Annotated in this window: 23 protein-coding genes; 5 read left to right on the top strand and 18 right to left on the bottom strand. The window is 71.2% G+C overall.

The window, feature by feature from the left end; genetic code table 11:
• Positions 1 to 274: 274 nt before the first annotated feature.
• Both JNB50_RS04420 and JNB50_RS04415 read right to left on the bottom strand, forming a co-directional pair.
• Positions 275 to 1,678: an MFS transporter gene (locus JNB50_RS04420; RefSeq protein WP_208038866.1), complete on the bottom strand. Its 1,404-nt coding sequence runs from the start codon at positions 1,676 to 1,678 to the stop codon at positions 275 to 277.
• 3 nt (positions 1,679 to 1,681) lie between these two features.
• Positions 1,682 to 2,158 carry a RimK/LysX family protein gene (locus tag JNB50_RS04415; RefSeq protein WP_208038865.1) on the bottom strand — a complete coding sequence of 159 codons (477 nt, stop codon included), beginning with the start codon at positions 2,156 to 2,158 and terminating at the stop codon, positions 1,682 to 1,684.
• Between the two features lie 25 nt (positions 2,159 to 2,183).
• Between JNB50_RS04415 and rimK the strand changes: the two genes are divergently transcribed.
• Complete coding sequence (gene rimK, locus JNB50_RS04410; RefSeq protein WP_208038864.1) at positions 2,184 to 3,374, top strand: 30S ribosomal protein S6--L-glutamate ligase; 1,191 nt, start codon at positions 2,184 to 2,186, stop codon at positions 3,372 to 3,374.
• Between the two features lie 15 nt (positions 3,375 to 3,389).
• On the opposite strand, the gene JNB50_RS04405 is transcribed toward rimK, so the two are convergent.
• The gene (locus tag JNB50_RS04405) at positions 3,390 to 4,334 is read right to left on the bottom strand and encodes a hypothetical protein (RefSeq protein WP_208038863.1); all 945 of its coding nucleotides are present in this window, start codon (positions 4,332 to 4,334) and stop codon (positions 3,390 to 3,392) included.
• A 14-nt stretch (positions 4,335 to 4,348) separates the two neighbouring features.
• Positions 4,349 to 5,518, bottom strand: a complete 1,170-nt coding sequence (locus tag JNB50_RS04400) for a low temperature requirement protein A (RefSeq protein WP_208038862.1) — start codon at positions 5,516 to 5,518, stop codon at positions 4,349 to 4,351.
• Positions 5,519 to 5,560: 42 nt separating this feature from the next.
• On the opposite strand from JNB50_RS04400, the gene JNB50_RS04395 reads away from it, so the two are divergent.
• Positions 5,561 to 6,553 carry an aldo/keto reductase gene (locus tag JNB50_RS04395; protein WP_208038861.1) on the top strand — a complete coding sequence of 331 codons (993 nt, stop codon included), beginning with the start codon at positions 5,561 to 5,563 and terminating at the stop codon, positions 6,551 to 6,553.
• A gap of 83 nt (positions 6,554 to 6,636) precedes the next feature.
• Here JNB50_RS04395 and JNB50_RS04390 read toward each other — a convergent pair whose 3' ends face one another.
• Positions 6,637 to 7,197 (bottom strand): TetR family transcriptional regulator, encoded by a 561-nt coding sequence (locus JNB50_RS04390; protein WP_208038860.1) that lies wholly within the window; start codon positions 7,195 to 7,197, stop codon positions 6,637 to 6,639.
• 125 nt (positions 7,198 to 7,322) lie between these two features.
• On the opposite strand from JNB50_RS04390, the gene JNB50_RS04385 reads away from it, so the two are divergent.
• Complete coding sequence (locus tag JNB50_RS04385) at positions 7,323 to 8,228, top strand: SDR family oxidoreductase (protein ID WP_208038859.1); 906 nt, start codon at positions 7,323 to 7,325, stop codon at positions 8,226 to 8,228.
• Here the strand turns inward: JNB50_RS04385 and JNB50_RS04380 are convergent.
• From JNB50_RS04380 to JNB50_RS04365, 4 genes are all read right to left on the bottom strand, one after another.
• Positions 8,201 to 8,815: a hypothetical protein gene (locus tag JNB50_RS04380; protein ID WP_307794596.1), complete on the bottom strand. Its 615-nt coding sequence runs from the start codon at positions 8,813 to 8,815 to the stop codon at positions 8,201 to 8,203. The genes JNB50_RS04385 and JNB50_RS04380 overlap by 28 nt on opposite strands.
• A gap of 11 nt (positions 8,816 to 8,826) precedes the next feature.
• Positions 8,827 to 10,254 carry a glutamate decarboxylase gene (locus tag JNB50_RS04375; RefSeq protein ID WP_243767953.1) on the bottom strand — a complete coding sequence of 476 codons (1,428 nt, stop codon included), beginning with the start codon at positions 10,252 to 10,254 and terminating at the stop codon, positions 8,827 to 8,829.
• A 25-nt stretch (positions 10,255 to 10,279) separates the two neighbouring features.
• Positions 10,280 to 10,666, bottom strand: coding sequence for an META domain-containing protein (locus JNB50_RS04370; protein WP_208038858.1), 387 nt, complete (start codon positions 10,664 to 10,666; stop codon positions 10,280 to 10,282).
• 104 nt (positions 10,667 to 10,770) lie between these two features.
• Positions 10,771 to 11,520: an alpha/beta hydrolase gene (locus JNB50_RS04365; RefSeq protein ID WP_307794595.1), complete on the bottom strand. Its 750-nt coding sequence runs from the start codon at positions 11,518 to 11,520 to the stop codon at positions 10,771 to 10,773.
• A 64-nt stretch (positions 11,521 to 11,584) separates the two neighbouring features.
• On the opposite strand from JNB50_RS04365, the gene JNB50_RS04360 reads away from it, so the two are divergent.
• Both JNB50_RS04360 and JNB50_RS04355 read left to right on the top strand, forming a co-directional pair.
• The gene (locus JNB50_RS04360; protein WP_208038857.1) at positions 11,585 to 11,764 is read left to right on the top strand and encodes a hypothetical protein; all 180 of its coding nucleotides are present in this window, start codon (positions 11,585 to 11,587) and stop codon (positions 11,762 to 11,764) included.
• Positions 11,765 to 11,856: 92 nt separating this feature from the next.
• On the top strand, positions 11,857 to 12,408 hold the full coding sequence (locus tag JNB50_RS04355) for a gamma carbonic anhydrase family protein (protein ID WP_208038856.1): 552 nt from the start codon (positions 11,857 to 11,859) through the stop codon (positions 12,406 to 12,408).
• On the opposite strand, the gene JNB50_RS04350 is transcribed toward JNB50_RS04355, so the two are convergent.
• From JNB50_RS04350 to JNB50_RS04310, 9 genes are all read right to left on the bottom strand, one after another.
• Positions 12,405 to 12,866: an acetyltransferase gene (locus JNB50_RS04350; RefSeq protein WP_208038855.1), complete on the bottom strand. Its 462-nt coding sequence runs from the start codon at positions 12,864 to 12,866 to the stop codon at positions 12,405 to 12,407. The two genes, JNB50_RS04355 and JNB50_RS04350, sit on opposite strands and share 4 nt — an antisense overlap.
• Before the next feature lie 47 nt (positions 12,867 to 12,913).
• Positions 12,914 to 13,219 (bottom strand): hypothetical protein, encoded by a 306-nt coding sequence (locus tag JNB50_RS04345; RefSeq protein ID WP_208038854.1) that lies wholly within the window; start codon positions 13,217 to 13,219, stop codon positions 12,914 to 12,916.
• Positions 13,220 to 13,317: 98 nt separating this feature from the next.
• Positions 13,318 to 14,136, bottom strand: a complete 819-nt coding sequence (locus tag JNB50_RS04340; RefSeq protein ID WP_208038853.1) for a phosphate ABC transporter ATP-binding protein — start codon at positions 14,134 to 14,136, stop codon at positions 13,318 to 13,320.
• 28 nt (positions 14,137 to 14,164) lie between these two features.
• Positions 14,165 to 15,115, bottom strand: a complete 951-nt coding sequence (locus JNB50_RS04335; protein ID WP_208038852.1) for a sortase — start codon at positions 15,113 to 15,115, stop codon at positions 14,165 to 14,167.
• Positions 15,112 to 15,873, bottom strand: coding sequence for a hypothetical protein (locus tag JNB50_RS04330; RefSeq protein WP_208038851.1), 762 nt, complete (start codon positions 15,871 to 15,873; stop codon positions 15,112 to 15,114). Before JNB50_RS04330 ends, JNB50_RS04335 begins: the two co-directional genes overlap by 4 nt.
• Complete coding sequence (locus tag JNB50_RS04325; RefSeq protein ID WP_208038850.1) at positions 15,866 to 16,930, bottom strand: WxL protein peptidoglycan domain-containing protein; 1,065 nt, start codon at positions 16,928 to 16,930, stop codon at positions 15,866 to 15,868. The genes JNB50_RS04330 and JNB50_RS04325 overlap by 8 nt, the downstream gene beginning before the upstream one ends.
• Positions 16,931 to 17,078: 148 nt before the next feature.
• Complete coding sequence (locus JNB50_RS04320; protein WP_208038849.1) at positions 17,079 to 18,119, bottom strand: hypothetical protein; 1,041 nt, start codon at positions 18,117 to 18,119, stop codon at positions 17,079 to 17,081.
• A 29-nt stretch (positions 18,120 to 18,148) separates the two neighbouring features.
• On the bottom strand, positions 18,149 to 19,240 hold the full coding sequence (locus JNB50_RS04315; protein WP_208038848.1) for a hypothetical protein: 1,092 nt from the start codon (positions 19,238 to 19,240) through the stop codon (positions 18,149 to 18,151).
• 56 nt (positions 19,241 to 19,296) lie between these two features.
• Positions 19,297 to 21,807 carry a hypothetical protein gene (locus JNB50_RS04310; RefSeq protein WP_208038847.1) on the bottom strand — a complete coding sequence of 837 codons (2,511 nt, stop codon included), beginning with the start codon at positions 21,805 to 21,807 and terminating at the stop codon, positions 19,297 to 19,299.
• Positions 21,808 to 21,821: the final 14 nt, after the last annotated feature.

The raw sequence follows: 21,821 nt of genomic DNA, 5'->3' as shown, positions 1-21,821 counted from the left end.
AACGTGCCCCTCGGCGGCCTGGTCGGGGTGGAAGCGGCGGCGTAGGCTCCTGCCAACGACAGAGGATGGAGGAGCGACGTGACGAACAAGACGCCTCGCGAAGAGGAGATCCAGAAGGAGCAGGAGGCGAAGGACGCCGAGAAGGACCGCCTCGAACGCCAGGAGGAGGAGCGCCTCCGCTGAACTTCTCCGCCGAAGGGCACGTTGTTGTCCCCCTCGAGCGCCGAAAGGGACAACGACGTGCCCCTCGGCGGTCTATTCGGGGTGGCGGCGCTCAGCGGCGGGCGGTGGCGCGAGCGCCCGCGTCGTGCGGCAGCAGCACGGCGCCGACGAGCGGGATCAGCAGCAGAGCCGCCGCGAGCGCGAACGCCCAGTGGTAGCCCGGCAGCGGTGAACCGGTGACGCCCTCCGACACCGCGGTGGAGGCGCGCACGAACACCGCCACCACCGCCAGGCCCAGCGCGGTCGCGACCTGCTGCAGTGCGGAGGCGAGCGTGTTCGCGTTGTTCGTGTCCGTCGCCTCGACGTCAGCGAACTGCAGCGTGTTGTACGCGCTGAAGCCGATCGACCGGAAGACGCCGCTCGCCACCAGCAATCCGAGCAGCACAGGAAGCGGTGCGGCGGGCCCGATGCCGACGAACGCGGCCAGCACCAGCATGCCGAGCAGGTTCGACCAGATCAGCACGGTGCGGAAGCCGAACCTCCGGATGAGCGGTGTCGTGAACGGCTTGATCGCGAGGTTTCCGACGAAGATCGCGATGACCGTGAGACCCGCGACCGTCGCGCTCCACCCGTAGGCGAGCTGAAAGAGCAGCGTGAAGAGGAACGGCGCCCCCGTGATGATCATGCGGTACACGCCGCCGCTGATGTTGCCGGCGCGGAAGGAGTGCAGGCGCAGAACGCTCCAGTCGAAAAGCGCGTGCTCCCTGCCGCGCGAGGAGGCGATGGCGACCCAGCCGACGGCGATCGCGACCAGGATCGCGGCCCCGCCGGCGAGCTGGAACCGGGCGTCCTCGGCGCTCAGCCCCTCCGCCCCCGCGGTCAGCAGCACCAGCGCGAGCGCGATCGCGGCATAGCCCCGCCCGTCGAAGCGCAGCGCCGGCTCCCGCGACGTGCGCGGCACCAGCACGAGTCCCGCGACGAACGCCGCGAGCCCGAGCGGGAGGTTGATCAGGAAGATCCAGCGCCACCCGATCGTGTCCGAGAGGATGCCGCCGAGCGCGGGGGCGATCACCGGCGCGATCAGGGCGGGCCAGGTCAGATAGGCGATCGCGTCGAGAAGGTCGACAGGGTCGATGTCGCGCAGCACCGCGAGCCGGCCGACCGGCACCATGAGCGCGCCGCCGATGCCCTGCAGCACCCGGGCGATGGTCAGCAGCGTGAGGGAGGGCGCGAACGCGCACAGCAGGGACGCGACGGTGAAGACGATGATCGCCGTGATCAGCACCGGACGGATGCCCAGACGCCTGGACAGCCAGCCGGTCGCCGGGATGCCGGCGGCGACGGCCAGAAGGTACGCGACCATCGCGACGCTCACGTCGGCGGGGGCGACCCCGAACTCGCGCGCCATGGTCGGCGCGGCGGTCTGGATGATCGTGCCGTCGAGGTTCTCCATGAAGAACGTCGCGGCCACCAGCAGCGCGAGGCCGCGGCTGAACGAGACGGCGGTGCGAACCACCCGCTACACCGAGCGCCCGCGGTTGCGGCGGCGCACCTCCCGCGGCGCCCGCCCCGCGAGGAACGACCGGCCGGGGTCGACGACGAAGCCCTGGCGGAGGGCCTCCCGGCCGACGAGCATGCGGAACCCCATCTGGTCGCGGTTGCTCAGGGTGGTCTCGGCGAGCACGGCCTCCTTGCCCAGCGACAGCTCCAGGAGCACCACGATCCGCTCCTCGGTGTGGCCGGACGAACTGCGGACGACCCGGCGGTCGTGGATGGGGCGCTCGACGATGGTGGCGTCGGTGTCGGCGTCCTGCCAGGGGTGCACCGTGAAGCGCACGCGGTCACCCGACAGCTCCTCCAGATCGAACGCGTGCAGCGCCGAGCTGCGCGCCCCGGTGTCGATCTTGACTTTGATCCACGGAATGCCGATGCTGGGCAGGCTCGCCCATTCACGCCACCCCACCACCAGGGTGTTTGAATGGAGGTCACCGGCCATCCCCCTATCTTTGCAGGATCCATCGATGAAGCTCGCCATCCTCTCCCGCGCTCCGCACGCGTACTCGACCCAGCGCCTGCGTGCCGCCGCGCGGGATCGCGGCCACACGGTCAAGGTGCTCAACACCCTGCGGTTCGCGATCGACCTCTCCGGGGACGAGCCGGACCTGCAGTACCGCGGCCGGCTGCTGTCGGACTACGATGCGGTGCTGCCCCGCATCGGCAACTCGATCACGTACTACGGCACCGCCGTCGTGCGGCAGTTCGAGCAGATGGACGTGTACACCCCGAACACGGCCAACGGGATCACCAACTCCCGCGACAAGCTGCGCGCCAACCAGATCCTCTCCCGCCACAACATCGGGATGCCGGCGACCACGTTCGTGAACAGCCGCGCCGACGTGCGCATGGCGATCGAGCAGGTGGGCGGCGCGCCTGTCGTCATCAAGCTGCTGGAGGGCACCCAGGGCATCGGGGTCATCCTCGCGCCGGAGGCGAAGATCGCGGAGTCGATCGTCGAGACCCTGCACTCGACGAAGCAGAACGTGCTCATCCAGAGCTTCATCGCGGAGAGCCGCGGCCGCGACATCCGCGCCCTCGTCGTCGGCGACCGGGTCGTCGCGGCGATGCGCCGAGTGGCGAGCGGTGACGAGTTCCGCTCCAACGTGCACCGCGGCGGCACCGTCGAGAAGGTGGAGCTGACCCCCGAGTACGAGGAGGCCGCCGTGCGCTCCGCGCAGATCATGGGCCTCCGCGTCGCCGGCGTCGACATGCTCGAAGGGCACGACGGCCCGCTGGTCATGGAGGTCAACTCCTCCCCCGGCCTCGAAGGCATCGAGCGCGCCACCGGACTCGACGTCGCCGGCGCGATCATCGACTTCATCGACAACCAGGTCGCCTTCCCCGAGATCGACGTGCGCCAGCGGCTGAGCGTCTCCCGCGGCTACGGTGTCGCCGAGCTGCTCGTGCACGGCAACGCGGACCTCGTGGGCAAGACGATCAAGGAGTCCGGCCTCTGGGACCGCGACATCACAGTGCTGACCCTGCACCGCGGCGCGACGGTCATCCCGAACCCGCGCAGCGGCGTCGAGCTTCAGGCAGGCGACCGTCTGCTCTGCTTCGGCAAGCTGGAGGAGATGCGGTCGATGATCCCCGACCGCCGCAAGCGCCGCCAGAAGGTGCGCCGCCTACCGAAGGAGCCGCTGGTCGAGGCGTGAGCCCCGCGGCGACGTTCAGCCCCCAGAGGCGGCATCCCACCACCGCATGACGCGCAGGGCGCGCAGCGTGACCCAGCGGCTCGGCATGCCCTCGTTGTCGCCGAAGTCGAGCCAGACCGGACCCTCGTGCCGGTTCTCCAGGTTCCAGCGGCCGTCGGCGTCGGCTTTCGACCGCAGCAGCTCCACGGCCTCCTCGAGCCGGGGGTCCCTGCGGTCGACGGTGCGGAAGTGTTCGAGCCCGCGCAGGATGTCATGGAACCAGCGCACCGGATTGCTCAGCAGGGTCATCCGCGGGTCGGCGACGGCGCCCGTGGTCAGCCGGCGGAAGAGCCGGCGCTCGAGGAGGTACTCCTCGCCCGTCAGCAGGGCGTCGGCCGCCGCATCGTCGGCGCGCCCGGTCGCGACCCAGGCCGCGAGTCCCTCGACCGCGCAGATCGTCGTGTGGAACGACGACACCCGGGCGCCGTACTCGGCCCAGCAGTTCCAGGCGCCGTCGCCCAGCCGATCGGCGGCCAACGTGGCGGCGACGCGAGAACCGTCCTGCCCGAAGTAGGCCGCGGCCGAGAGGACCACGCCGTTGATGCAGGGCTCGGTCTCCCCCTCGAAGTACGGTTCGCCCGCGTGATCCCAGCGCACGTGGTCGCGCACGTGCGACACGGCCTCGATGGCTCGCGGGTGACGGGGGTCGACGCCGAACGCGACGAGCTGCTGGAGGACGAAGTGGGTCGCGGTCCACGCGTCGAAGAACGGCCGGTCCTCCTGCGCCCAGCCCGGGCGGTAGACGCCGCCGTCCCAGGTGCCGTCCGGACCCTGCAGGTCGAGCAGGTGCGCGCCCCAGCCTTCGGTGGCCACGCGGTCACGTTCGGCGATGACGGTCTCGTCGGACGCACCGGCCAGATCGCGCAGCACCTGCCAGCGGATGCTCGGATCGGAGTCGAGGAGCCACTCGATGGTGTCCATGGCACGCATGCTACTCAGGGGCGCCGACGTTGGCCCTGCCTCTCAGTGCGCCGGGGCCGTTCCGCCACCAGCACGAGCACGACGACGGCGAGGAGCGCGCCGATCAGCGCGAGCCCTGGCAGTCCGCCAGCACTCCTGGGGACCATCCACGCGGCGAGGAGGCCGACACACAGACTCGCTGCCGCGCCGGCGAACCGGAACCCCCACGGACCGAGCCGGAGCTCGCGCCGGTACTCGGCGTCCCCGACGAGGTAGACGGCGACGCCGCCGGCGAGCAGCAACGATGCGGCGGGCGACGCGGGGGCGAAGGCATCCTCCAGGGCGAGATGGAGGCCCGCAGCGACCCCGACCAGGCCGAATAGCATCACGAAGTGCGCGAGGTAGTACGCGGTGAGCGCGAGCGTCGTGCCGCCGCGGCGCGGGAGCGACCCCAGTGCATGCTCGGCCCGGGAATCATCGCCCGAAAAGTAGCACCACCAGAGCGCGGCCACCATCGCGACGGTGGCGATCGCGCCGAGCACGACCTGCGCCGAGATCCCGGAGGCCGTCAGCCCGGCCCCGACCGAGACGATCGATTCGCCGAACGCGATGATCATGAGGAGACCGTGGCGCTCGACGAAGTGCGACGCGGAGATCGCGAACGGGTCGGCCCTGGCGACGAGCCCCGAGACCAGGAAGAGCACGAGCGGCGCGAGGAACAGCGCCCACTCCAGCCAGCCGGTCGCGAACCCGGAGGCGATGATCAGCAGAGCGGCGATGACGTTGAGCGGGCCGACGTGCAGCATCACGCGCACCGATTCGCGACCACCGCGCGCGATGAACAGTCCGGCGTGGATGACGACCACCGCCAGATACGCGACTCCGAAGAGGATGCCCGAGCCGGTGAACACGTCGGGGATCGCGAGCGACAGCACGAGGAAGGCCGCCATTGCCGCGATCAACAGCAGGCGGACCGCCGCGGTGTCGGGCACCGCCTGGTTGGTGAGCCACGCGAAGGCGTCGTACATCCACCAGACGACGGCGAGGATCGCCGCCGAGCGGAGCACGGACTCCACGCCGGGGTCGGTCACGATGACAGCGGTCAGCTGGCCGATCGTGAAGACGAAGACGAGGTCGAACAGCAGCTCCATCGTGGACACGCGCGATGCGACCCGCGCGATCCGGCCTCCCGTCGCCCCGCTCACACGACAAAGGTAGTGCCGACCGCGCGCCCTAGGCTGGTGCCCATGCCCCCAGCTTTCGTCGCCGACCCCGCCCGCTACGACTCGATGACCTACCGCCGCGCCGGGCGCAGCGGACTCCAGCTGCCGCCGCTGTCGCTCGGTCTGTGGCAGAACTTCGGCACCGCCCGATCTTTCGACACGCAGCGCGCGATCGTGCTGCGCGCGTTCGACCTCGGTGTGACGCACTTCGACCTCGCGAATAACTACGGTCCGCCTCCGGGAGCCGCCGAGGAGTTCTTCGGTCGCATCCTCGCCACCGACCTGCGCGCCTACCGCGATGAGATCGTCGTATCCACCAAGGCCGGTTACCTGATGTGGCCCGGTCCGTACGGCGACTTCGGCTCGCGCAAGTACCTGCTGTCGTCGCTCGACCAGAGCCTGACGCGGCTCGGTCTCGACTACGTCGACGTGTTCTACCACCACCGCCCCGACACGGAGACCCCGCTCGAGGAGTCGATGGGCGCGCTGACGACGGCCGTCGGCCAGGGCAAGGCGCTCTACACCGGAATCTCGAACTACGACCCGGCACAGACCGAGGCGGCGGCTGCGCTGCTGGCCGCCGCCGGCACACCGTTGCTGCTGCACCAGCCGCGCTACTCGATGTTCGACCGACACGTGGAGGACGGCACGCTGGAGGCCGTGGACCGCGCGGGCGCCGCGGCGATCGTCTTCTCTCCGCTCGCCCAGGGGATGCTCACGGACCGTTATCTGAACGGCGTGCCGGAGGGCTCGCGAGCGGTCACGAGTGTGTTCCTGCACGAGTCCGACCTGACCGACGACGTGCTGGCGAAGGTGCGGGCGCTGAACGGCATCGCGTCCGGCCGGGGCCAGACCCTCGCGCAGCTGGCGCTGCAGTGGGTGCTGCGCGAGCCGGTCGTGGTGTCGGCGATCATCGGTGCGAGCAGTGTCGCGCAGCTCGAGCAGAACCTGGGCGCCCTCCACGGCCCCGCCCTGACCGCGGACGAGCTCGCCGCGATCGACGCCGCGCTCGTCTGAGGACGACGAGCCGGCAGGACGCGCCGTGACGGCGTGCTCTGCCGGCGCGACGGCGTGCTCTGCGGGCGCGCTCGGCGCCGGTGTCAGGCGAGGGTCGGCAGCGTGCGCAGGGCGGCGTCGACGTGGGAGGTGAGCGTCGCCTCGGCCGGCCCGGCGATCCACTGTGCGAAGCCGACATGGAAGGCGCCCACCGCCGCTTGGCCCGCCAGGCTGGCCGCCGGCTCGGCGACGCCGCGGGCGCGTAGCGCCTCTCCACTGGCCGACGCGAGTGACGCCAGCTTGAGCAGTTCGCGCTCCTGGAGACTCGGGTTCGCCGCGATCACCGCCGAACGCCTGCGCGGGAAGTCGCCTCCGCCGCTGTCGATGAGCGCGGCGGCGGCACGCATCCCGGCGGCCGCGACAGCGAACGGCGGCGCGTCGTCCGGGGCTGCGGCGATCGCCGCGAGCACGGCCTCCTGCAGCGCCGACGACCCGGCGAAGAGCACCTCGCGCTTGTCGGCGTAGTGCCGGAAGAACGTGCGTTCGGTGACGCCGGCGCGTTCGGCGATGTCGGCGACCGTGGTGCCTTCGAAGCCGCGCTCGGCGTACAGCTCGATGGCCGCCTGTGCAAGGCGGCCGCGCGCGTCCGGTGTCCAGCGTCCCACCCGGCAAGTGTAGCGGCTTCCCGAACAGTGATGACACGTTCTGACATCAGTGGTATCGTGATGTCAGTCACTGACGACAGTCACTGACATCAATGTGAGCACCACCGACTCTGGAGGTCATTCCCATGCGCGTCTTCGTCACCGGAGCATCCGGCTGGATCGGATCCGCCGTCGTCCCCGAACTCGTCTCCGCCGGTCACGAGGTGACCGGCCTCGCCCGCTCCGACGCCTCCGCCGAGCGCATCCGCACGGCCGGCGCCACGCCGGTGCTCGGCTCGCTCGACGACCTGGAGAGCATCCGGTCGGGCGCCGCAGCCGCAGATGCTGTCATCCACCTCGGCTTCAAGCACGACTTCTCCGACTACGCGGGAGCGGGCCGCACCGAACGCGCCGTCGTCGCCACCATCGGCGACGAGCTCGCGGGCTCCGACCGGCCGTTCCTGTTCGCGTCCGGAATCGTCGCGCGTCCGGGCGAGGTGCTGACCGAAGACGTGCCCTCCCCGTACGTCGGCGCCGACGCTCCCCGCGGCGGCGGAGAGGCCTTCGCGTTCGAGTACGCCGATCGCGGCGTGCGTCCGGTCGCCCTGCGGTTCGCGCCGACCGTGCACGGCCCGGGCGACCACGGCTTCAGCGCAGAGCTCGTGCGCGTCGCCCGCGAGAAGGGCGTCGCCGGCTACGTCGGAGACGGCGGCAACCGCTGGCCGGCGGTCCACCGGCTCGATGCGGCGCACCTCGTGCGACTCGCGCTCGAGCAGGCGACACCGGCAGCACGCGTCCACGGCGTGAGCGAGGAGGGCATCCCGACCCGCCAGATCGCGGAGGCGATCGGAGCCGGCCTCGGCCTCCCCGTCGAGTCGATCGCCCCCGAGGACGTCGACGCGCACTTCGGCTGGATCGGTCGCTTCTTCGGCATGGACATCCCGGCCTCCAGCGCGATCACCCGCGAACGCTACGGGTGGCAGCCGACGCACCCGACCCTGCTGGAGGACTTCGCTGCGGGGTATTACTTCGAGACGGTCGCCGCACGCTGAGCCCGAGCCCGCGGACGCGGAACGAGGCCGAGGAGCGCCGCCGCCAGGAAGCAGAGCGCCCCGCCGACGGTACCCACCCCGGTCCAGAACGGGCTGAGGAGCGCGTCGGTGCCCGGCGGCTCGAACGCACCGACGGCGGCGAACCCGAACAGCACGGAGCCGACCAGGTTGAGCCAGCCTCCCGTGGTATCCCGGGCGCCGGCGTGCTGCCGAGCCAGCGCGACCACGGCGAGCACGCTCGACACCAGGAAGCACGTCGAGCCGTAGGCGTCAGGGCGCCAGCCGGTCCCTCCCGCGGCTCCGGCCGGCACGGCCGCGGCGAGCGCGAGCGACGTGCTGACGTTGAAGAAGAGTGTGCCGACGAACTGGATGACCGACGAGCTGCGGTTCGGGAGGCCGAGCGCCAGCCCGGCTCCCACCGTGAAGAAGATCGAACCGATCACGAAGACGACGTTCGTGACCACGGCGCCTAGTGCCTCGGCGATCGATGGAAGCGCGGCGAGCGCGAAGCACACCGAGCCGACGGCGAACGAGGCGTCCGAGAGCAGAACGCGGTTCCGCTCCCAGGCGCCTCCCTCGCCGCTCACTCCGGCTCCGCTCAGTGCGCGAAGTGCGCCTTGGTGCGCGCCGACTCCGTCGCCTTCGCGCCCGCGTCCGACGTCGCGCCCGCCTTCTGCGCCTGCTCGCCGAGCTCCGCGCAGACCGCGCGCACATCACGCACCAGGTCGTCGGCCAGGTCGGCGTTGAAGCCGTCGCGCACGACGATCCGCAGCACGGCGACGTCCGTCGCATCGGCGGGCATCGTGTACGCCGGCACCTGCCAGCCGCGGGCGCGCAACTCGTGCGAGACCTGGAAGACGGTGTACGGGGTACCCTCCTTCAACGCGAACGCCAGCACGGGGATGGCGGAGCCGTCGGTGATGATGTCGATCACCGGGTCCTCGGCCAGGCCCGCCGAGATCCGCCGGGCGATGTAGCGCAGCGCCTCCATGATCGCGGTGAACCCCGACCTCCCGAGCCGGACGAAGTTGTAGTACTGACCGACGATCTGGTTGCCAGGGCGGGAGAAGTTCAGCGTGAACGTCGGCATGTCGCCGCCGAGATAGTTGACGCGGAAGACGAGATCCTCCGGCAGGTGCTCGGGCGACCTCCACACCACGAAGCCGATGCCCGGATAGGTGAGCCCGTATTTGTGCCCGCTCACGTTGATCGAGACGACGCGCGGGAGACGGAAGTCCCACTCCAGATCGGGGTGGAGGAACGGCACGACGAAGCCGCCGCTCGCAGCGTCCACGTGCACGGGGACATCCGGGCCGCCCGAGGCCGCAAGGGCGTCGAGCGCCGCGCAGATCTCGGCGATGGGCTCCAGTTCGCCCGTGTAGGTCGTGCCGAGGATGCCGACGACACCGATCGTGTTCTCGTCCACCGCGTCGACGACCTGCTCCGGGGTGATGACGTACCTTCCCTTCGCGACGGGGAGATAGCGCGGCTCGACCTCGAAGTAGCGGCAGAACTTCTCCCACACCACCTGCACGTTCGCGCCGAGCACCAGGTTGGGCACGCCACCCGGGTCGGTACCGCCTGTCACCCCGGAGCGGCGCGCACGCCACCGCCACTTGAGCGCGAGGCCCCCCAGCATGACCGCCTCGCTCGATCCGATGGTCGCGGCGCCGGTCGGCTCCCCCGGCTCGGCGTGGAAGAGGTCGGAGACGATCGAGACGCAGCGGCGCTCCATCGCGGCGGTCGCCGGGTACTCGTCCTTGTCGATCATGTTCTTGTCGAACGCCTCGGCCATGAGGATCTCGGCCTCCGGGTCCATCCAGGTCGTCACGAAGGTCGCGAGGTTGAGCCGCGAGCTGCCGTCGAGCAGCAGCTCGTCGTGGATCAGCCGGTACGTGGAGGCCGGGTCGGTCGCGTCGTCGGGGAGGGTGCTCGGCGGACTCTTGCGCGAGAGCCGCCCGGTGTATGCGGGGGCGAGCCGGGTGTCCCCGCTCGCCGATGGGATGTCTGACTCGAGCCGCGCCATGCGCGCCTCCTTCCGGTCCCGCGGATCACTTCTTGTCGAGTGTTCCGATCTGGTTTCCGCTGAGGTCGTAGACGACCAGGGTGCTGCCCTTGGCCGTTCCGGTGACGGCCTTGCCCAGCCACTCGTCGACCCCGGTGCACGCCATCATGGTGCTGGCGATGGGCCCGAACGTGATGCTGTCGCCGTCGATCGATCCGCGGCCGGTGAGCCGGTTGCAGCCGTCGGTGCCCGAGAAGGCACCGTCGTTCTCGATCGTGAGGTTGGGCTGTTTCGCGGCGGTCGATCCCCAGGTGCCGACGACCGCGTTGCCGCTCGGGGTGCCGGCGCAGCCCGTGAGAAGGCCGATGACGGCGACGGCGGCGACACAGGTGCCGACCAGGCCGGCCGGCGCCCTCCGGATCGTTCGCACCATGGCCGCCCTCCCCGTCAGCGGTCCGCCGCCCGGGCGGACCGTCCTTCACGAGGCCGAGGATAGCGGTGCGCGGCGAATGCGCAACAGGGTCCGCTGAGGGCCGATCAGCTCTCGCCGGCTCCCCCGCCGCCGACGGCATCGTCGATGAGCTCGTCCACCAGCGCGAGCACGCGCGGGCTGCCCAGGATGCGGAAGTGACCGCCGACGGGCACCTCGATGTTGCGCGCACCCGCCAGCGCGCAGCCTCCCGGGATGTGCGGGTCGTACCATCCCCAGATCGAGACGACGCGGGTGACGTCGACGTCGGCCGTCGCCGACCGGGCGAAGTCGGGGCCATCGGGCCGCAGCGCGCGAACGGCGGGAATCGGGATCCAGCCGGCCAGCACCGACCCGGAGAACGGCGTCGAGATCGCGACGACGCGACGGATGCGCGCCGCCGTCTCCGGCCGGGCGAGGAGGGTGCGCGCCACCAGGCCGCCCTTACTGTGGGCGACGATCGTCACGTCGCCCAGATGGTTCTCGAGCAGGTGGCGCTGCACGCGGTCGGCGGCCTCCTGGAGCGACATCCGATTGTCGCCGAGGGCGGCGACGACGTGCACGGGGTGCCCCGCGGCGTGGAGGCGGCGGGCCAGCGGATGCAGGAACCGCCAGGTCTCGTAGATCCCCGGCAGCAGCACCACGGGTTCGCCGGTGCCGCTGTCGTCCACGAGCGCTCCGGGCTCGCCGCGGTCGAACGCCGCGCGCACCTGGTGACGGAGGACGTACTCCCAGTCGGCCAGCAGCACACCGATCCTGCGGAGGAGCTGGAGCCGACGCACGCGGCCCTGTCGCGCCTCCACCCTTCGCTGCTGCACGTGCCCAGCTTCGCGCGTGCGGACGGTCTTGCCAAGCCGAGGGGCGAGGTGGATAGTTGCGGGCATGGGCGATGTGATCGCATTCATCCTGTGCTTCCTCCTCTTCCTGGTGGGGCTCTTCCTCCTCGGTCTGGCCGACACTCTGCCCTCGTGGGAGGGGCTGGTGTTCTTCGCCGGGATCGTGTGCGTCGCGCTCTCGTTCGGCATCCCCGTCCACGTGCTGGGCCACTCCGAGCGCCAGTAACGGGTTCTCGGGGTCGCCGAGGGGCACGTCGTTGTCGCTTTCGGCGCTCGAAAGGGACAACGACGTGCCCTTCGCGGACATAGGGTTGCCGGATGGTGCGTGTTCACGAGACAGCGATGGTGGCGCCGAGCGCCGTGGTCAGCGGGGACGTGACGCTCGGCCCCGGCGCGCGCGTGCTGGCGGGTGCCGTGCTCGACGGCTCGCGCGGCCCGATCACGCTCGGGGAGGACGTGCTGGTCATGGAGCACGCGGTCCTGAGAGGGAGGGCCGCGCATCCCGTGACGGTCGGCGACGCCGTGCTGATCGGCCCGCACACCAACGTCACGGGTGCCCGCATCGAGGACGAGGTGTTCGTCGCCACGGGCGCGTGCGTGTTCGCCGGCGCGGTCGTCGGCGCACGGTCGGAACTGCGCATCCACGCCGTTCTGCAGGTCAACTCGGTGCTGCCGCCCGACAGCGTGGTCCCGATCGGCTGGATCGCGGCCGGGAACCCGGCTCAGCTGTTCTCACCCGACCGCCACGACGAGCTGTGGGCGGTGCAGCGCGAGCTGGACTTCCCCGGCACGATGTACGGCGTGCCGCGCGGCACCTCCATGCGCGACCTCATGCGCCGGCTGAGCGCCGGCTTCGACGGCAACAGCTAGGGCTGCGCCTTCGCCCGGCCGAGGCTCAGGTGGAGCAGCGGGTAGGGCCGCCCCGCCTCGTCGCGCTCGCTCCTGCCGACCACCTCGAAACCCCGGCGCGCGTAGAAGGCGGCGCCCGGCCCGTTCTGCTCGTTGACGTCGACCCGCGTGACACCCTGCTGCTCGACGGCGTGCGCGAGGAGGGCGCTGCCGATCCCGCCACCGCGTTCCTCCGCATCGACGAACAGCATCTCGAGGCTGTCGCCGTGCACTCCCGAGAATCCCACCGGGCGGCCGTCACGTTCCGCGACCGACAGGGTCACGGCCGGGAAGTAGTCCGTCGCGAGACGCGCCTCGATCTGGTCACGGTCGGCGTCTGCCAGGAAGTCGTGCGTCGCATCGATCGCTCGGCGCCAGATCGCCACGAGCGACGGGTACTCGACCGGGCCGAGCGTCGGCCGGATGCTCACGGCGGGCATGGTGGAACTCCTCGGACGATGGTGGAGCCCTCAGCCTAGCGGCGCGATCACATATCGGGCGGGGTGTGCACGCCGCTGTCCGCGCGGAACCCGGCGGTGGCCTCCTCGTAGGTGGTGTGCTTGCGGGCGGGATGCGACTCCGCGGGAGGCGGCACGTCGGCCCGGCTGAGCGCGTGCAGCACGAGCTGCTCGACGAGCTCGGCAGCCGTGGTCTCGCGGTGGCGGGCGATTCGGACCAGCGCGGCGAACTCGCGCTCGCCCAGGCGGATGGTCAGTGGGATTCCTGCAGGCGCACGACCGGGGCCGTGAGCGGACGCGGGCTCAGCGACATCAATACCGTGAGAATCCTTCATGTGGGCATGGTCTCACGGACGAGCGCTGTTTAGAAGAACCCAAAAGTGCGGACGATACTCCAAAATCCGCACCCGTCGCAGTAGACAGGGCAGATCGATCACCCGAAGCGCCCGTTGACGTAGTCGAACGTGCGCGGGTCCAGGGGGTCGCCGAACATCGCGTCGGTGTCGCCGTACTCCACGATCGCGCCGGGACGACCGGCACCCGCGAGGAAGAACGCACAGCGGTCGGACACCCGCTGGGCCTGCTGCATGTTGTGGGTGACGATGACGATGGTGACCTCGGACACCAGCTCGAGCATGGTCTCCTCGATGACCCGGGTGGAGGTCGGGTCGAGGGCGGAGCAGGGCTCGTCCATGAGCAGCACGCGCGGCCGAACGGCGAGGGAGCGGGCGATGCAGAGCCGCTGCTGCTGACCTCCGGAGAGGCCGCCGCCGGGCGAGCGCAGGCGATCCTTGACCTCGTTCCAGAGACCGGCCTTGGCCAGGCAGCTCTCGACCAGCTCGTCCTTCTCGTCGCGCGTCGCGCGCATCCCGGTCAGCTTGAGCCCGGCGACGACGTTGTTGTAGATCGACATCGCCGGGAACGGGTTGGGCTTCTGGAAGACCATCCCGATGCTCTTGCGCGCGTCCACGAGGCGTCGGCCGCGGTCGTAGATGTCGTCGCCGTCGAGCAGGACCTCGCCGGCGAGCGAGGCCGACGGGATGAGCTCGTGCATCCGGTTGAGGATGCGCAGGAACGTCGACTTGCCGCAGCCCGACGGGCCGATCAGCGCGGTGATCTCACCGGCGTTCATCGTCAGCGAGACCCGGTCGAGCACGAGGTGGTCGCCGAACCACGCCGAGATGTTGCGGGCGTCCAGCCCGGCGAGGGAGGGAGTCGGCGCAGGCGGGGCGAGCGGGGCGGGGAGGGACATCGAGGGCTTCTTTCGACGGGACGGGAGATCAGAGAAGGTTGGGCAGCAGCCGCGACACCTGGTCGGCGGCGATGATCCCGGCGGCCAGCAGGATCGGCGTGAACACGATCCAGGTGCGCTGTGCGCCGAACCGGTGCAGGGCACGGGTGCCGAGGAGGAGGGCGGCCACGAGGGCCTGCAGCGCGAACACGAGCAGCCACGCCGTGCTCGGGTCGCTCGCGAGCTCGCGGTCGGCGAGCGGCAGGGTCTTGGCCGTGGTCTGGCGGACGCCGGCGTCCTTCGCCTTCGAGATCAGCTCGGCATCGACGCGCACCACGCCCGAGGGCACGTACGGCAGCCCGCGCGCGGTCTCCAGCGTCAGCCTCCCCTCGGTCGAACGGAGGGTCGGGAGGTCCGGATCACCGGCGTAGCGCACTCCGATCACGCTGTAGACGCTCTTGCCCTGACCGGTGATGACGACGATCCTGGCACCGGGCGCGAGACCCTGGATACCCGAGAACGGACCGCCGTACGCCGCCGCGCGGCCGAGGACGACGCTGGTGCCGGCCTGCCCGGGAAGCACCGTGTCGCGGCGGTGACCTGGACCGTTCGCCGTGACCCCGGAGGAGGAACCCTCGAGGACCACCTCGTTCAGGCCGATCGACGGGATCGCGAGCATGGCGACCGGCACGCCGTCCGGCAGCAGCACACCGTCCACGTCGCCTTCGCTGACCGGAGCGGTCGCCGCCGCGAGCTCCTCCCGGAACGTGTTGCCGGCGACCTGCTGGCCGACCAGGTGGTGAACGTGGCTGAGCAGCAGGATGTTCGCGGCGAATCCGATCAGCGCGACGGCGGCGAGCAGCGCGATGGCGCGCGCGGTCTTTTGAGCGGGGCTGAGGACGATCGGCTCGCGCGGCGGCGCCGGAGGACGGCGCGGAGGCTTGGGCGGGCGAGGGGTTTTCGGCGGCCGGGGCGGGCGGGTCTGCACGTCCTCGCTCATGCGCCGGCTCCCGCGGCCACCAGCCCGAGCCCGAGCGAGCCGCGCACGACCAGGATGATGGCCGCAGCGCCCGCCATCAGCACGATCGAGACAGCGCCGACCCACGGGAATGCGAAGACCAGGGTGTCGCGGAGCACCGGCTTCATCGTGTGTCCGTCGAGAACGGCGGGTGGCGTGATCGTCGCGTGGGCGGTGACGAAGGCCCACTGGCCGACGCCGTCGAGGCGCTGGGTCAGCTCGGCGGTCTTGCCCGGTTGGATCGTCGGTCCTGCGACCGTTCCGGAGTCGGCGATGGTTGTGCCGAAGGAGTTGGTCAGCGTGAACCGGGCCTTCGGAGCGAAGGCCGTCGACGATCCGTTGTGCACCGCGATCGTCGCGATGATCGTGCCGTGCCCGGGGTTCAGGTCGGGCACGAAGCGCGCGCTGAGCCCGCTGACGTTGAGGGGCCCGTTCGAGCCTCCGGTCGCCGCCGGGGACGTCGGTTTCGGCGTCGGACCGGTGCCCGCCACGTCGGACGGGGTGTCGGAGGGCGTGCTCTGGCCGCCGCCGGAATCACCGGAGCCGCCGCTGCCGCTGCCGCTGTCCCCCGCCGTCGGCGTCGGCGTCGGGGTCGCCCCGGGGATGTCGACGGAGATGCCGATCCCGCCGCCGTCGCCCTGGTCGGCGGAGGCCGGCGCTGCGACACCGCCGAGCCCTCCCGCCGCGAGCAGGAGGCCGAGGCCGACGACCAGCGCGAAACCGGGACCGCGCTTACGCACTTCCGCCCTCCGTGCCGGTGGAGACGGCCTCGCGCTCGTCGTTCGCCTTGCGGCGCGCCTCCTCCTCCGTGTACGCGATCCAGGCCGCGGCCCGCTTGCCGTCGCTGCGGCGGCGGAGGCGCAGGTACAGCAGCACGCCGCCGGCGACGACCAGCGCGGCGAGCAGCCACCACGGCATCGCGAAGGCGAGCGTGTCGCGCGAGATCGGCCGCAGCGGTCCGGGGTTGAGGGCGTCGGGCGACACGGTCGGCTGCAGTTCGACGTACGGGTTGAGATAGCCGACCTGGCCGACGTGCGGGACGACCACCGTGAGCGAGCGCGTGTTGCCGGGGAGCAGCTCGGGGAGGTCCTGCCGCACCGAGCCGGCCGGGATGCCGAAGAGGGCTTTCGCCCCGACCAGCAGGTGGGCGCCGAGCGCCACGTTGCCGTTGTTGCGCACGGTGAAGGTCACGGCCGTGCTGCCGTCGAACGGGTTCAGCGTCGCGCGGTAGTCGGCCGAGACGTCGGCGACCGTCAGAGCGGGCTGGAGGTCGCCGGGGACGCGCACATAGAGACGCGTCGCGACCCGGCGGTCGACGAGGATCTGCCCGTCGCCCTTCTGGCTGGAGACGACGATCCCGCCCGCGTGGTCGCCCGGCCGGGCGTCGGCCGGCACGACGAGCGTGAACGGGACCGTCTTCTGCTGCCCGGGCGGCAGCGTCAGCTTCTCCGAGGCCTGCGATCCGTCGAAGAGCACCCAGGTGCCGACCCCGGTCGGCTTCTTCGCCGTGTCGAGGAGGGCGTACTGGCCGTCGTCGGTGTTGAAGGCGTCGGTGGCGAACAGAGTGATCGTCTGCTCCGTGCTGCCGGTGTTGCGGACCACGTACTCGTCGGCGAGGTGCTGGCCCGGCTGCAGCTGGTAGCTGAGGCGCGTGCGGTCGTCGCCGGGGCCGGCGGAGATGGCGTCGGTGTCGTCCGCGACGGCGGGGGCCGCCCCGAGCAGGGCGGCCAGCAGGCCCGCGGTGAGAGCGGCGAGGAGTCGGGAGCTCCGGGCGCTGAGGGGGTGTCTAGTGAGCACGCTCTATTGATCCGAATCGCGGTGGCCGGTCGATTGCGCCGACGTGAACGGGCTGCTAACGGGTGGGCGTGGGGCTTCGGCGCACCGCCGCTGGGCAGCACGAGAGGGGCCGCGCAGGTGCGCGACCCCTCCCTGGTGGTGCCTACGGCTACTTCGAGACGAGCGTCAGCGTCATCGTCGAGTCGTAGGTGCCGGCCGGGGTGCTGGCCGGGGCGACGAGCGTCAGATCTGCGCTGAGGTTCGTCGTACCCGTTCCAGAACCCGCCGCGGCGGACGCGAAGCCGCTGAACGCGGTCGCGTCACCGGCGACGTGCTCGGTCCCGGCGAGCACGCCTCCCGGGTTGGTGACCAGCTTCGGCTTGACGCCGAGCTGCTTGGAGTCGATCTTCTTCGTGGAGTCCGCGGCGTTCACGAAGTCGGCGGTGGAGGCCGTCAGGTCCCAGCCCGGCTTGGTGACGACGCGCTGGTCCGAGACCTGGAACTGCGGGAGGGCGCCCGTGGAGGTCGACAGCTGGTTGACCAGTGTCGCCGTGCCGAGGGTGGCCTTCGCACCGGACGGGACGACCAGGCTGAGCGTGCCGTCCTGAGCGCCGACCGTGGTGGCCTCGATGCCGATGCTGCCCGTGCCCGACGGCGGGTTGCCCGGGTCGGTCGGGGTGGAGGTCACCGGGTCGAAGGTGTACTTGCCGGTGCCGACGCCGACGTGCGCGGTGAACCACCACGCGCCGGACGAGGCGAAGTTGACGCCGTTGTCCTTGGCGCAGGCGACGCCGATCGAGTAGTCGCCGCCGGTGGAGCGGATGGTCGACATCGAGCCGCTGAGGGTCTGGACGGGCGAGATGTCCGGGGCGATGATCGTCTTCTGGGCGTTCAGGCCGACCAGGTTCCACGCCTTGTACGACTTGGGGTCGCGCTCGGTGCCGGGGGTGGTCCAGAACGAGATCGAGTGCGTGGCGTCGGCCGGGCACTGGTACGGCTGGAACGGGTCGGTCTTGCTCGGGCTGATCAGGATGTCCTGCGACCAGTCGAGGGTGGTGCCGTCCGCCACGTAGGCGGCGGCGTCGTTGTCGAACAGGTAGGCGGGTCCGTCCGTGGGCGTCGCCGCCACGGCGGCGGAGGCCGCACCCGCCACGAGGGCGGTCGTCGCACCCATCGCGGCGAACGCGATGAAGAGCTTCCTGGTGTTCATGATGTCCTTTTCGTCTGATTTCGGGTGGATCAGGAGAGGTTGGCGCGGATGGGCGTGGTGCTGGACGGGGCGAGGAAGCCGAACTTGCTCTTCACCGCGCCGGAGGTGGAGGCGATGGTGCCGAAGTTCGTCAGGCTCTTCGCCTTGGTCGGGTCGACCAGAGCGGCGAGTCCGGCGTCGTAGCTGGCGCTGGTGGAGTCGATGCGCGCGTACTGCACGACGACGTAGGTGTCACGGCCCCAGGTGGCGTCGTTGTAGTACGCCGCGTTGGGGACGAGGGCCGAACCGCTGCCGGTGTACGGAGCGGTGGCGCCCTGGGCGCTGCCGAGGACGGCCGTTCCGGTGCGGTTCTGGGCGGCGCCGTTCTTCTGCGCGACCCAGCTGGCGACCGAGAACGGGATGATCTGGCCGGGGGTGGAGAGGACCGTGCCGTCGTTCTCGGCAAGCGTGCTCTGGTTGACGCACGCGCCCGGGGTGCTGACGCCGATGGCCGACAGGAAGAACTTGCGGGTTCCGGAGGCCGACTGCGGGAGGACGGGCGAGACGGCGACGCCGTTCACCGAGGTGAGCGTGCAGTTGTAGATCTGGGTCAGCTGCGCCGTGCTCAGCTGCTCGAGACCGGTGGCGGTGCCCGGCGCGATCGCGTACGAGACGGCGTCGCGGCCGAACGGGATGTAGGCGAGCGGGCCGGACGGGTTGGTCGCGGCGCCGGGGCCGGAGGAGGAGCGGGCGATGTCGACCTGGCCGGTGATGGAGGTGGCCGGGGTGGTGTTGCCCGCGACGGAGAACGGTGCGCCGTCGATCGAGCGGCTGAGCGCCTTCACGCCGTCGCCCGAGCCGGCCGGACGTGCGAAGTAGGGGCCGTTCTGCTTGGTCTGGATCGCGGCAGAGCCGAAGGCGTCGAACGAGCCGACGGTGCCGGCGGACGACGAGACGCGGACGAGCGGGCCGGTGAGCTGGGTTCCGTTGGACAGGGCGTTGGCGACGTCCTGGAGGGTGTCCGAGCCGGCCAGCACGTAGCTGTTCGACACGGGGTCGGCGTTCGCGGGAGTAGCGAGCAGCAGACCGGCGACGGCGGTGCCCACGACGGCGCAGACGGCCGCTGCCTTCTTGATCTTCACTCTGGTGATTCCTTTCGGGTCGGGCGCGAGCCGGGCGGACCGCGCTGGTCCGGCCGTCACGGGAACCTCCGCAGACGACCGAAGATGGGGATGGCGGCAGCGGCGGCGACGCCGCCGACGAGTCCGCCGGGGAGCACGGCGGGGATCCCGCCGGTGTCCGGGTCCTTGACCGTCTTGCCCGCGCTGAGGCTTCCCGCCGGGCTCCCGCTCGCCGTGGGGCTGGTCGAGGTGCTGGCCGGCACGATGCCGCCGCCGGTCCCTGTCGACGGGTCCGAGCCGTACGCGGAGCCGCCTCCCGAGCTTCCGAAGCCGCCGTCTCCCTCGGTCGAGCCGGCGGGGACATCCGTCGTCGCGCCGGACTGGATGGCCGCGGCCGCCGAGAGCGCCTGCGCCTTCCACGCCGCCGGGATCGGCGCGTAGCCGGGAGGCAGCTGGCCGGCCTCGACGCCGGGGGCCTGGCCGGTGGTGGCCGCGTAGCGGATTAATGCCGCGTAGTCGGCGCGGGTGGCGGCGTCGCCCTGAGCGGGGTTGCTCGCCGCGTAGACCGGAAGCGCGAGCGGGTACGCGGCGGCGGCCGATTTCGCCCCCGCTCCCGCGGGGTCGTACTCGAGCACCTGCGGCTGGCCGCCGACCGGCGTCATCGCGGCCGCGGCCGCGGTCAGCGAGTCCGTCGTCGGCAGGACGAACTTCCCCGCGGCGTTCTGCAGGCTCGCCGTGATCACCTGGTACCGCGCCGCCGAACTGGTGTCGGTGAGCGCCAGCACCTTCTGGTATCCCGGCAGGTTCCGCACGCTCTTGCCGTACTTCGGCGGCGCCGAGGTCGGGTCCCAGAGCCCGAGCGTCTGCCCGTCGCCGCGGAGTGTGAAGTAGGCCGCCTGGTCGAGGTCGTTCGTGTACGGCCTCCAGGTGACGAGGTTGACCTCGCCGCCGGCGTTGCCGGCCGGCTGCGTGATCGGGTCGGCCTTCGGGAAGTCGTCCCGCGGCAGCTCGAGCGCCGAACCGGACGGGTTCACCTTCGCCGTCGTCGAGCTGTTCGGGTTGACCTTCATGCCCCACGGGTCGGCGGAGCCCGCGAGGAACGCGCGCGCGTCGGCGTCGGCGAGCACGTACCGCCACAGCTGCCAGGCCGCATCCGAGCGGCCCTGCGGTACGAGGAGGTCGGAGATGGATGGCGCGACGATCGCCTGGTACTTCCAGTCGGGGTTGTCCGCGTTGACCGCGAGGAAGTCGGGGTCGTACAGGAGGTTGCGCGGGTTCGCGCCGAGCTCTTTGTGGTCCGCGTACGTCGGGATGGCGTCCTGGTAGGAGGCCGTGAGCAGCTTGGCGATGAGACGCGGTGTCAGCTTCATCGCGTCGAACGACAGCCCCGCGCGGTCCAGCTGGTCGGCCGGAGTGGAGCCGTCGGCTGCCGGTGATCGATCGACCGCGAACGCCACGGCGAGCCCGCCGACGGCGACCGGAGCGTACTTGAGCTCGTCGGCGTCGCCGGTCGACAGTGCCCGGGAGGTCAGCGCGAGCGGCGCGGCGTCCGTCCCGTTCGCCGCCTGCAGCGCGTCGGACTCCGCACTGTTGCTCATCGTGTAGGTCGCACCGCCCTGCGACGCGCAGAGCACCGGCTGCCACGACGCCACCGCGCCGGCGACCAGCTCGCTGCCGCGCAGCTGGCGCTCGGCCGCACCGATCGCGCAGCTGACGCCGAGCGGCTTGAAGGTGAGCTTGACCGCGATGTTGTGCTTCCACGCGTCCCAGCGCAGGCCCGACTGGGTGATGTGCTGCTCGCCGGAGTCTCCGGTCCCGCGCGGGATGATGACGAGCCAGCAGGACCGCGGGGCGGTCGCGGAGCCGGTGGCCACCGGGGTCCCGCAGCCGAGGCCGTCGGCCTGGAGGGCGGTCTGCACCTCGAACTTCACCGAACCGGCTCCGTTGGAGCCCGACCCCGCCCAGGGGACCTCGTTGGACGAGCTGGGGTTGAAGAACTGGTTGACGTTGACGTTGTCGGTCGTCTGCTTGTGATCGACGACGGATGCCACGAGGGTGCCGTCGACGCCCTTGAACGGCACGGAGGTGTAGGCGGGCGAGAAGATTCCGGTGCGCGGCGCCGTGTAGTCCTGGTCCTGGTCGGCGACGGTGCCGTCGGTCACGTAGCCGTCCCGTGTGGCGCCCGGGGTGTTGAACGCGCCGTACGTGCAGGTCGTGCGGTCGGGGTGGCCGGGGTGCTGCGGGTCCTCGCCCCAGCACTGCGCGAGCTGGAGGAAGTTCTCGCCTCCAGTGCTGCCGCTGGGCGGGGTGGACTTCTTGCCGCCGGTCCAGCTGACGGTGATGCCCTGGGAGATGAGGTCGGTGGTCTGCGAGACGGTCACCGCGAGGTTCGGGAAGGGGGCATTCGCGGCGTCCGGGTCCTGCTGCGCTGCGGTGACGGTCACGGCGGTGCTCTCTGCGGCGCTCGCGCTGCCGCCCTGCGACCCGGCCGCCGAGAACGCCGCGGTGGCCGCGATGCCCACCAGGGCACCGAACGCGAGGGCTCGCGCGATGGTTCCACGCCGCACCTGCTGACCGCTCGATTCCATGTTTCTCCAGGGGT

The sequence above is a fragment of the Leifsonia sp. TF02-11 genome, from assembly GCF_017565305.1.
GTDB lineage: Bacteria > Actinomycetota > Actinomycetes > Actinomycetales > Microbacteriaceae > Leifsonia.
Note: the sequence above shows the minus strand (reverse complement) of the source record. Positions and strands in the feature narration are given on the sequence as shown.

Bases quoted from the DNA above. Each gene is read 5' to 3' on its own strand.
- JNB50_RS04415 (WP_208038865.1), bottom strand. From the start codon at position 2,158: ATGGCCGGTGACCTCCATTCAAACACCCTGGTGGTGGGGTGGCGTGAA.
- rimK (WP_208038864.1), top strand. From the start codon at position 2,184: ATGAAGCTCGCCATCCTCTCCCGCGCTCCGCACGCGTACTCGACCCAG.
- JNB50_RS04405 (WP_208038863.1), bottom strand. From the start codon at position 4,334: ATGGACACCATCGAGTGGCTCCTCGACTCCGATCCGAGCATCCGCTGG.
- JNB50_RS04395 (WP_208038861.1), top strand. From the start codon at position 5,561: ATGCCCCCAGCTTTCGTCGCCGACCCCGCCCGCTACGACTCGATGACC.
- JNB50_RS04385 (WP_208038859.1), top strand. From the start codon at position 7,323: ATGCGCGTCTTCGTCACCGGAGCATCCGGCTGGATCGGATCCGCCGTC.
- JNB50_RS04375 (WP_243767953.1), bottom strand. From the start codon at position 10,254: ATGGCGCGGCTCGAGTCAGACATCCCATCGGCGAGCGGGGACACCCGG.
- JNB50_RS04370 (WP_208038858.1), bottom strand. From the start codon at position 10,666: ATGGTGCGAACGATCCGGAGGGCGCCGGCCGGCCTGGTCGGCACCTGT.
- JNB50_RS04360 (WP_208038857.1), top strand. From the start codon at position 11,585: ATGGGCGATGTGATCGCATTCATCCTGTGCTTCCTCCTCTTCCTGGTG.
- JNB50_RS04355 (WP_208038856.1), top strand. From the start codon at position 11,857: ATGGTGCGTGTTCACGAGACAGCGATGGTGGCGCCGAGCGCCGTGGTC.
- JNB50_RS04350 (WP_208038855.1), bottom strand. From the start codon at position 12,866: ATGCCCGCCGTGAGCATCCGGCCGACGCTCGGCCCGGTCGAGTACCCG.
- JNB50_RS04345 (WP_208038854.1), bottom strand. From the start codon at position 13,219: ATGAAGGATTCTCACGGTATTGATGTCGCTGAGCCCGCGTCCGCTCAC.
- JNB50_RS04340 (WP_208038853.1), bottom strand. From the start codon at position 14,136: ATGTCCCTCCCCGCCCCGCTCGCCCCGCCTGCGCCGACTCCCTCCCTC.
- JNB50_RS04335 (WP_208038852.1), bottom strand. From the start codon at position 15,115: ATGAGCGAGGACGTGCAGACCCGCCCGCCCCGGCCGCCGAAAACCCCT.
- JNB50_RS04320 (WP_208038849.1), bottom strand. From the start codon at position 18,119: ATGAACACCAGGAAGCTCTTCATCGCGTTCGCCGCGATGGGTGCGACG.
- JNB50_RS04310 (WP_208038847.1), bottom strand. From the start codon at position 21,807: ATGGAATCGAGCGGTCAGCAGGTGCGGCGTGGAACCATCGCGCGAGCC.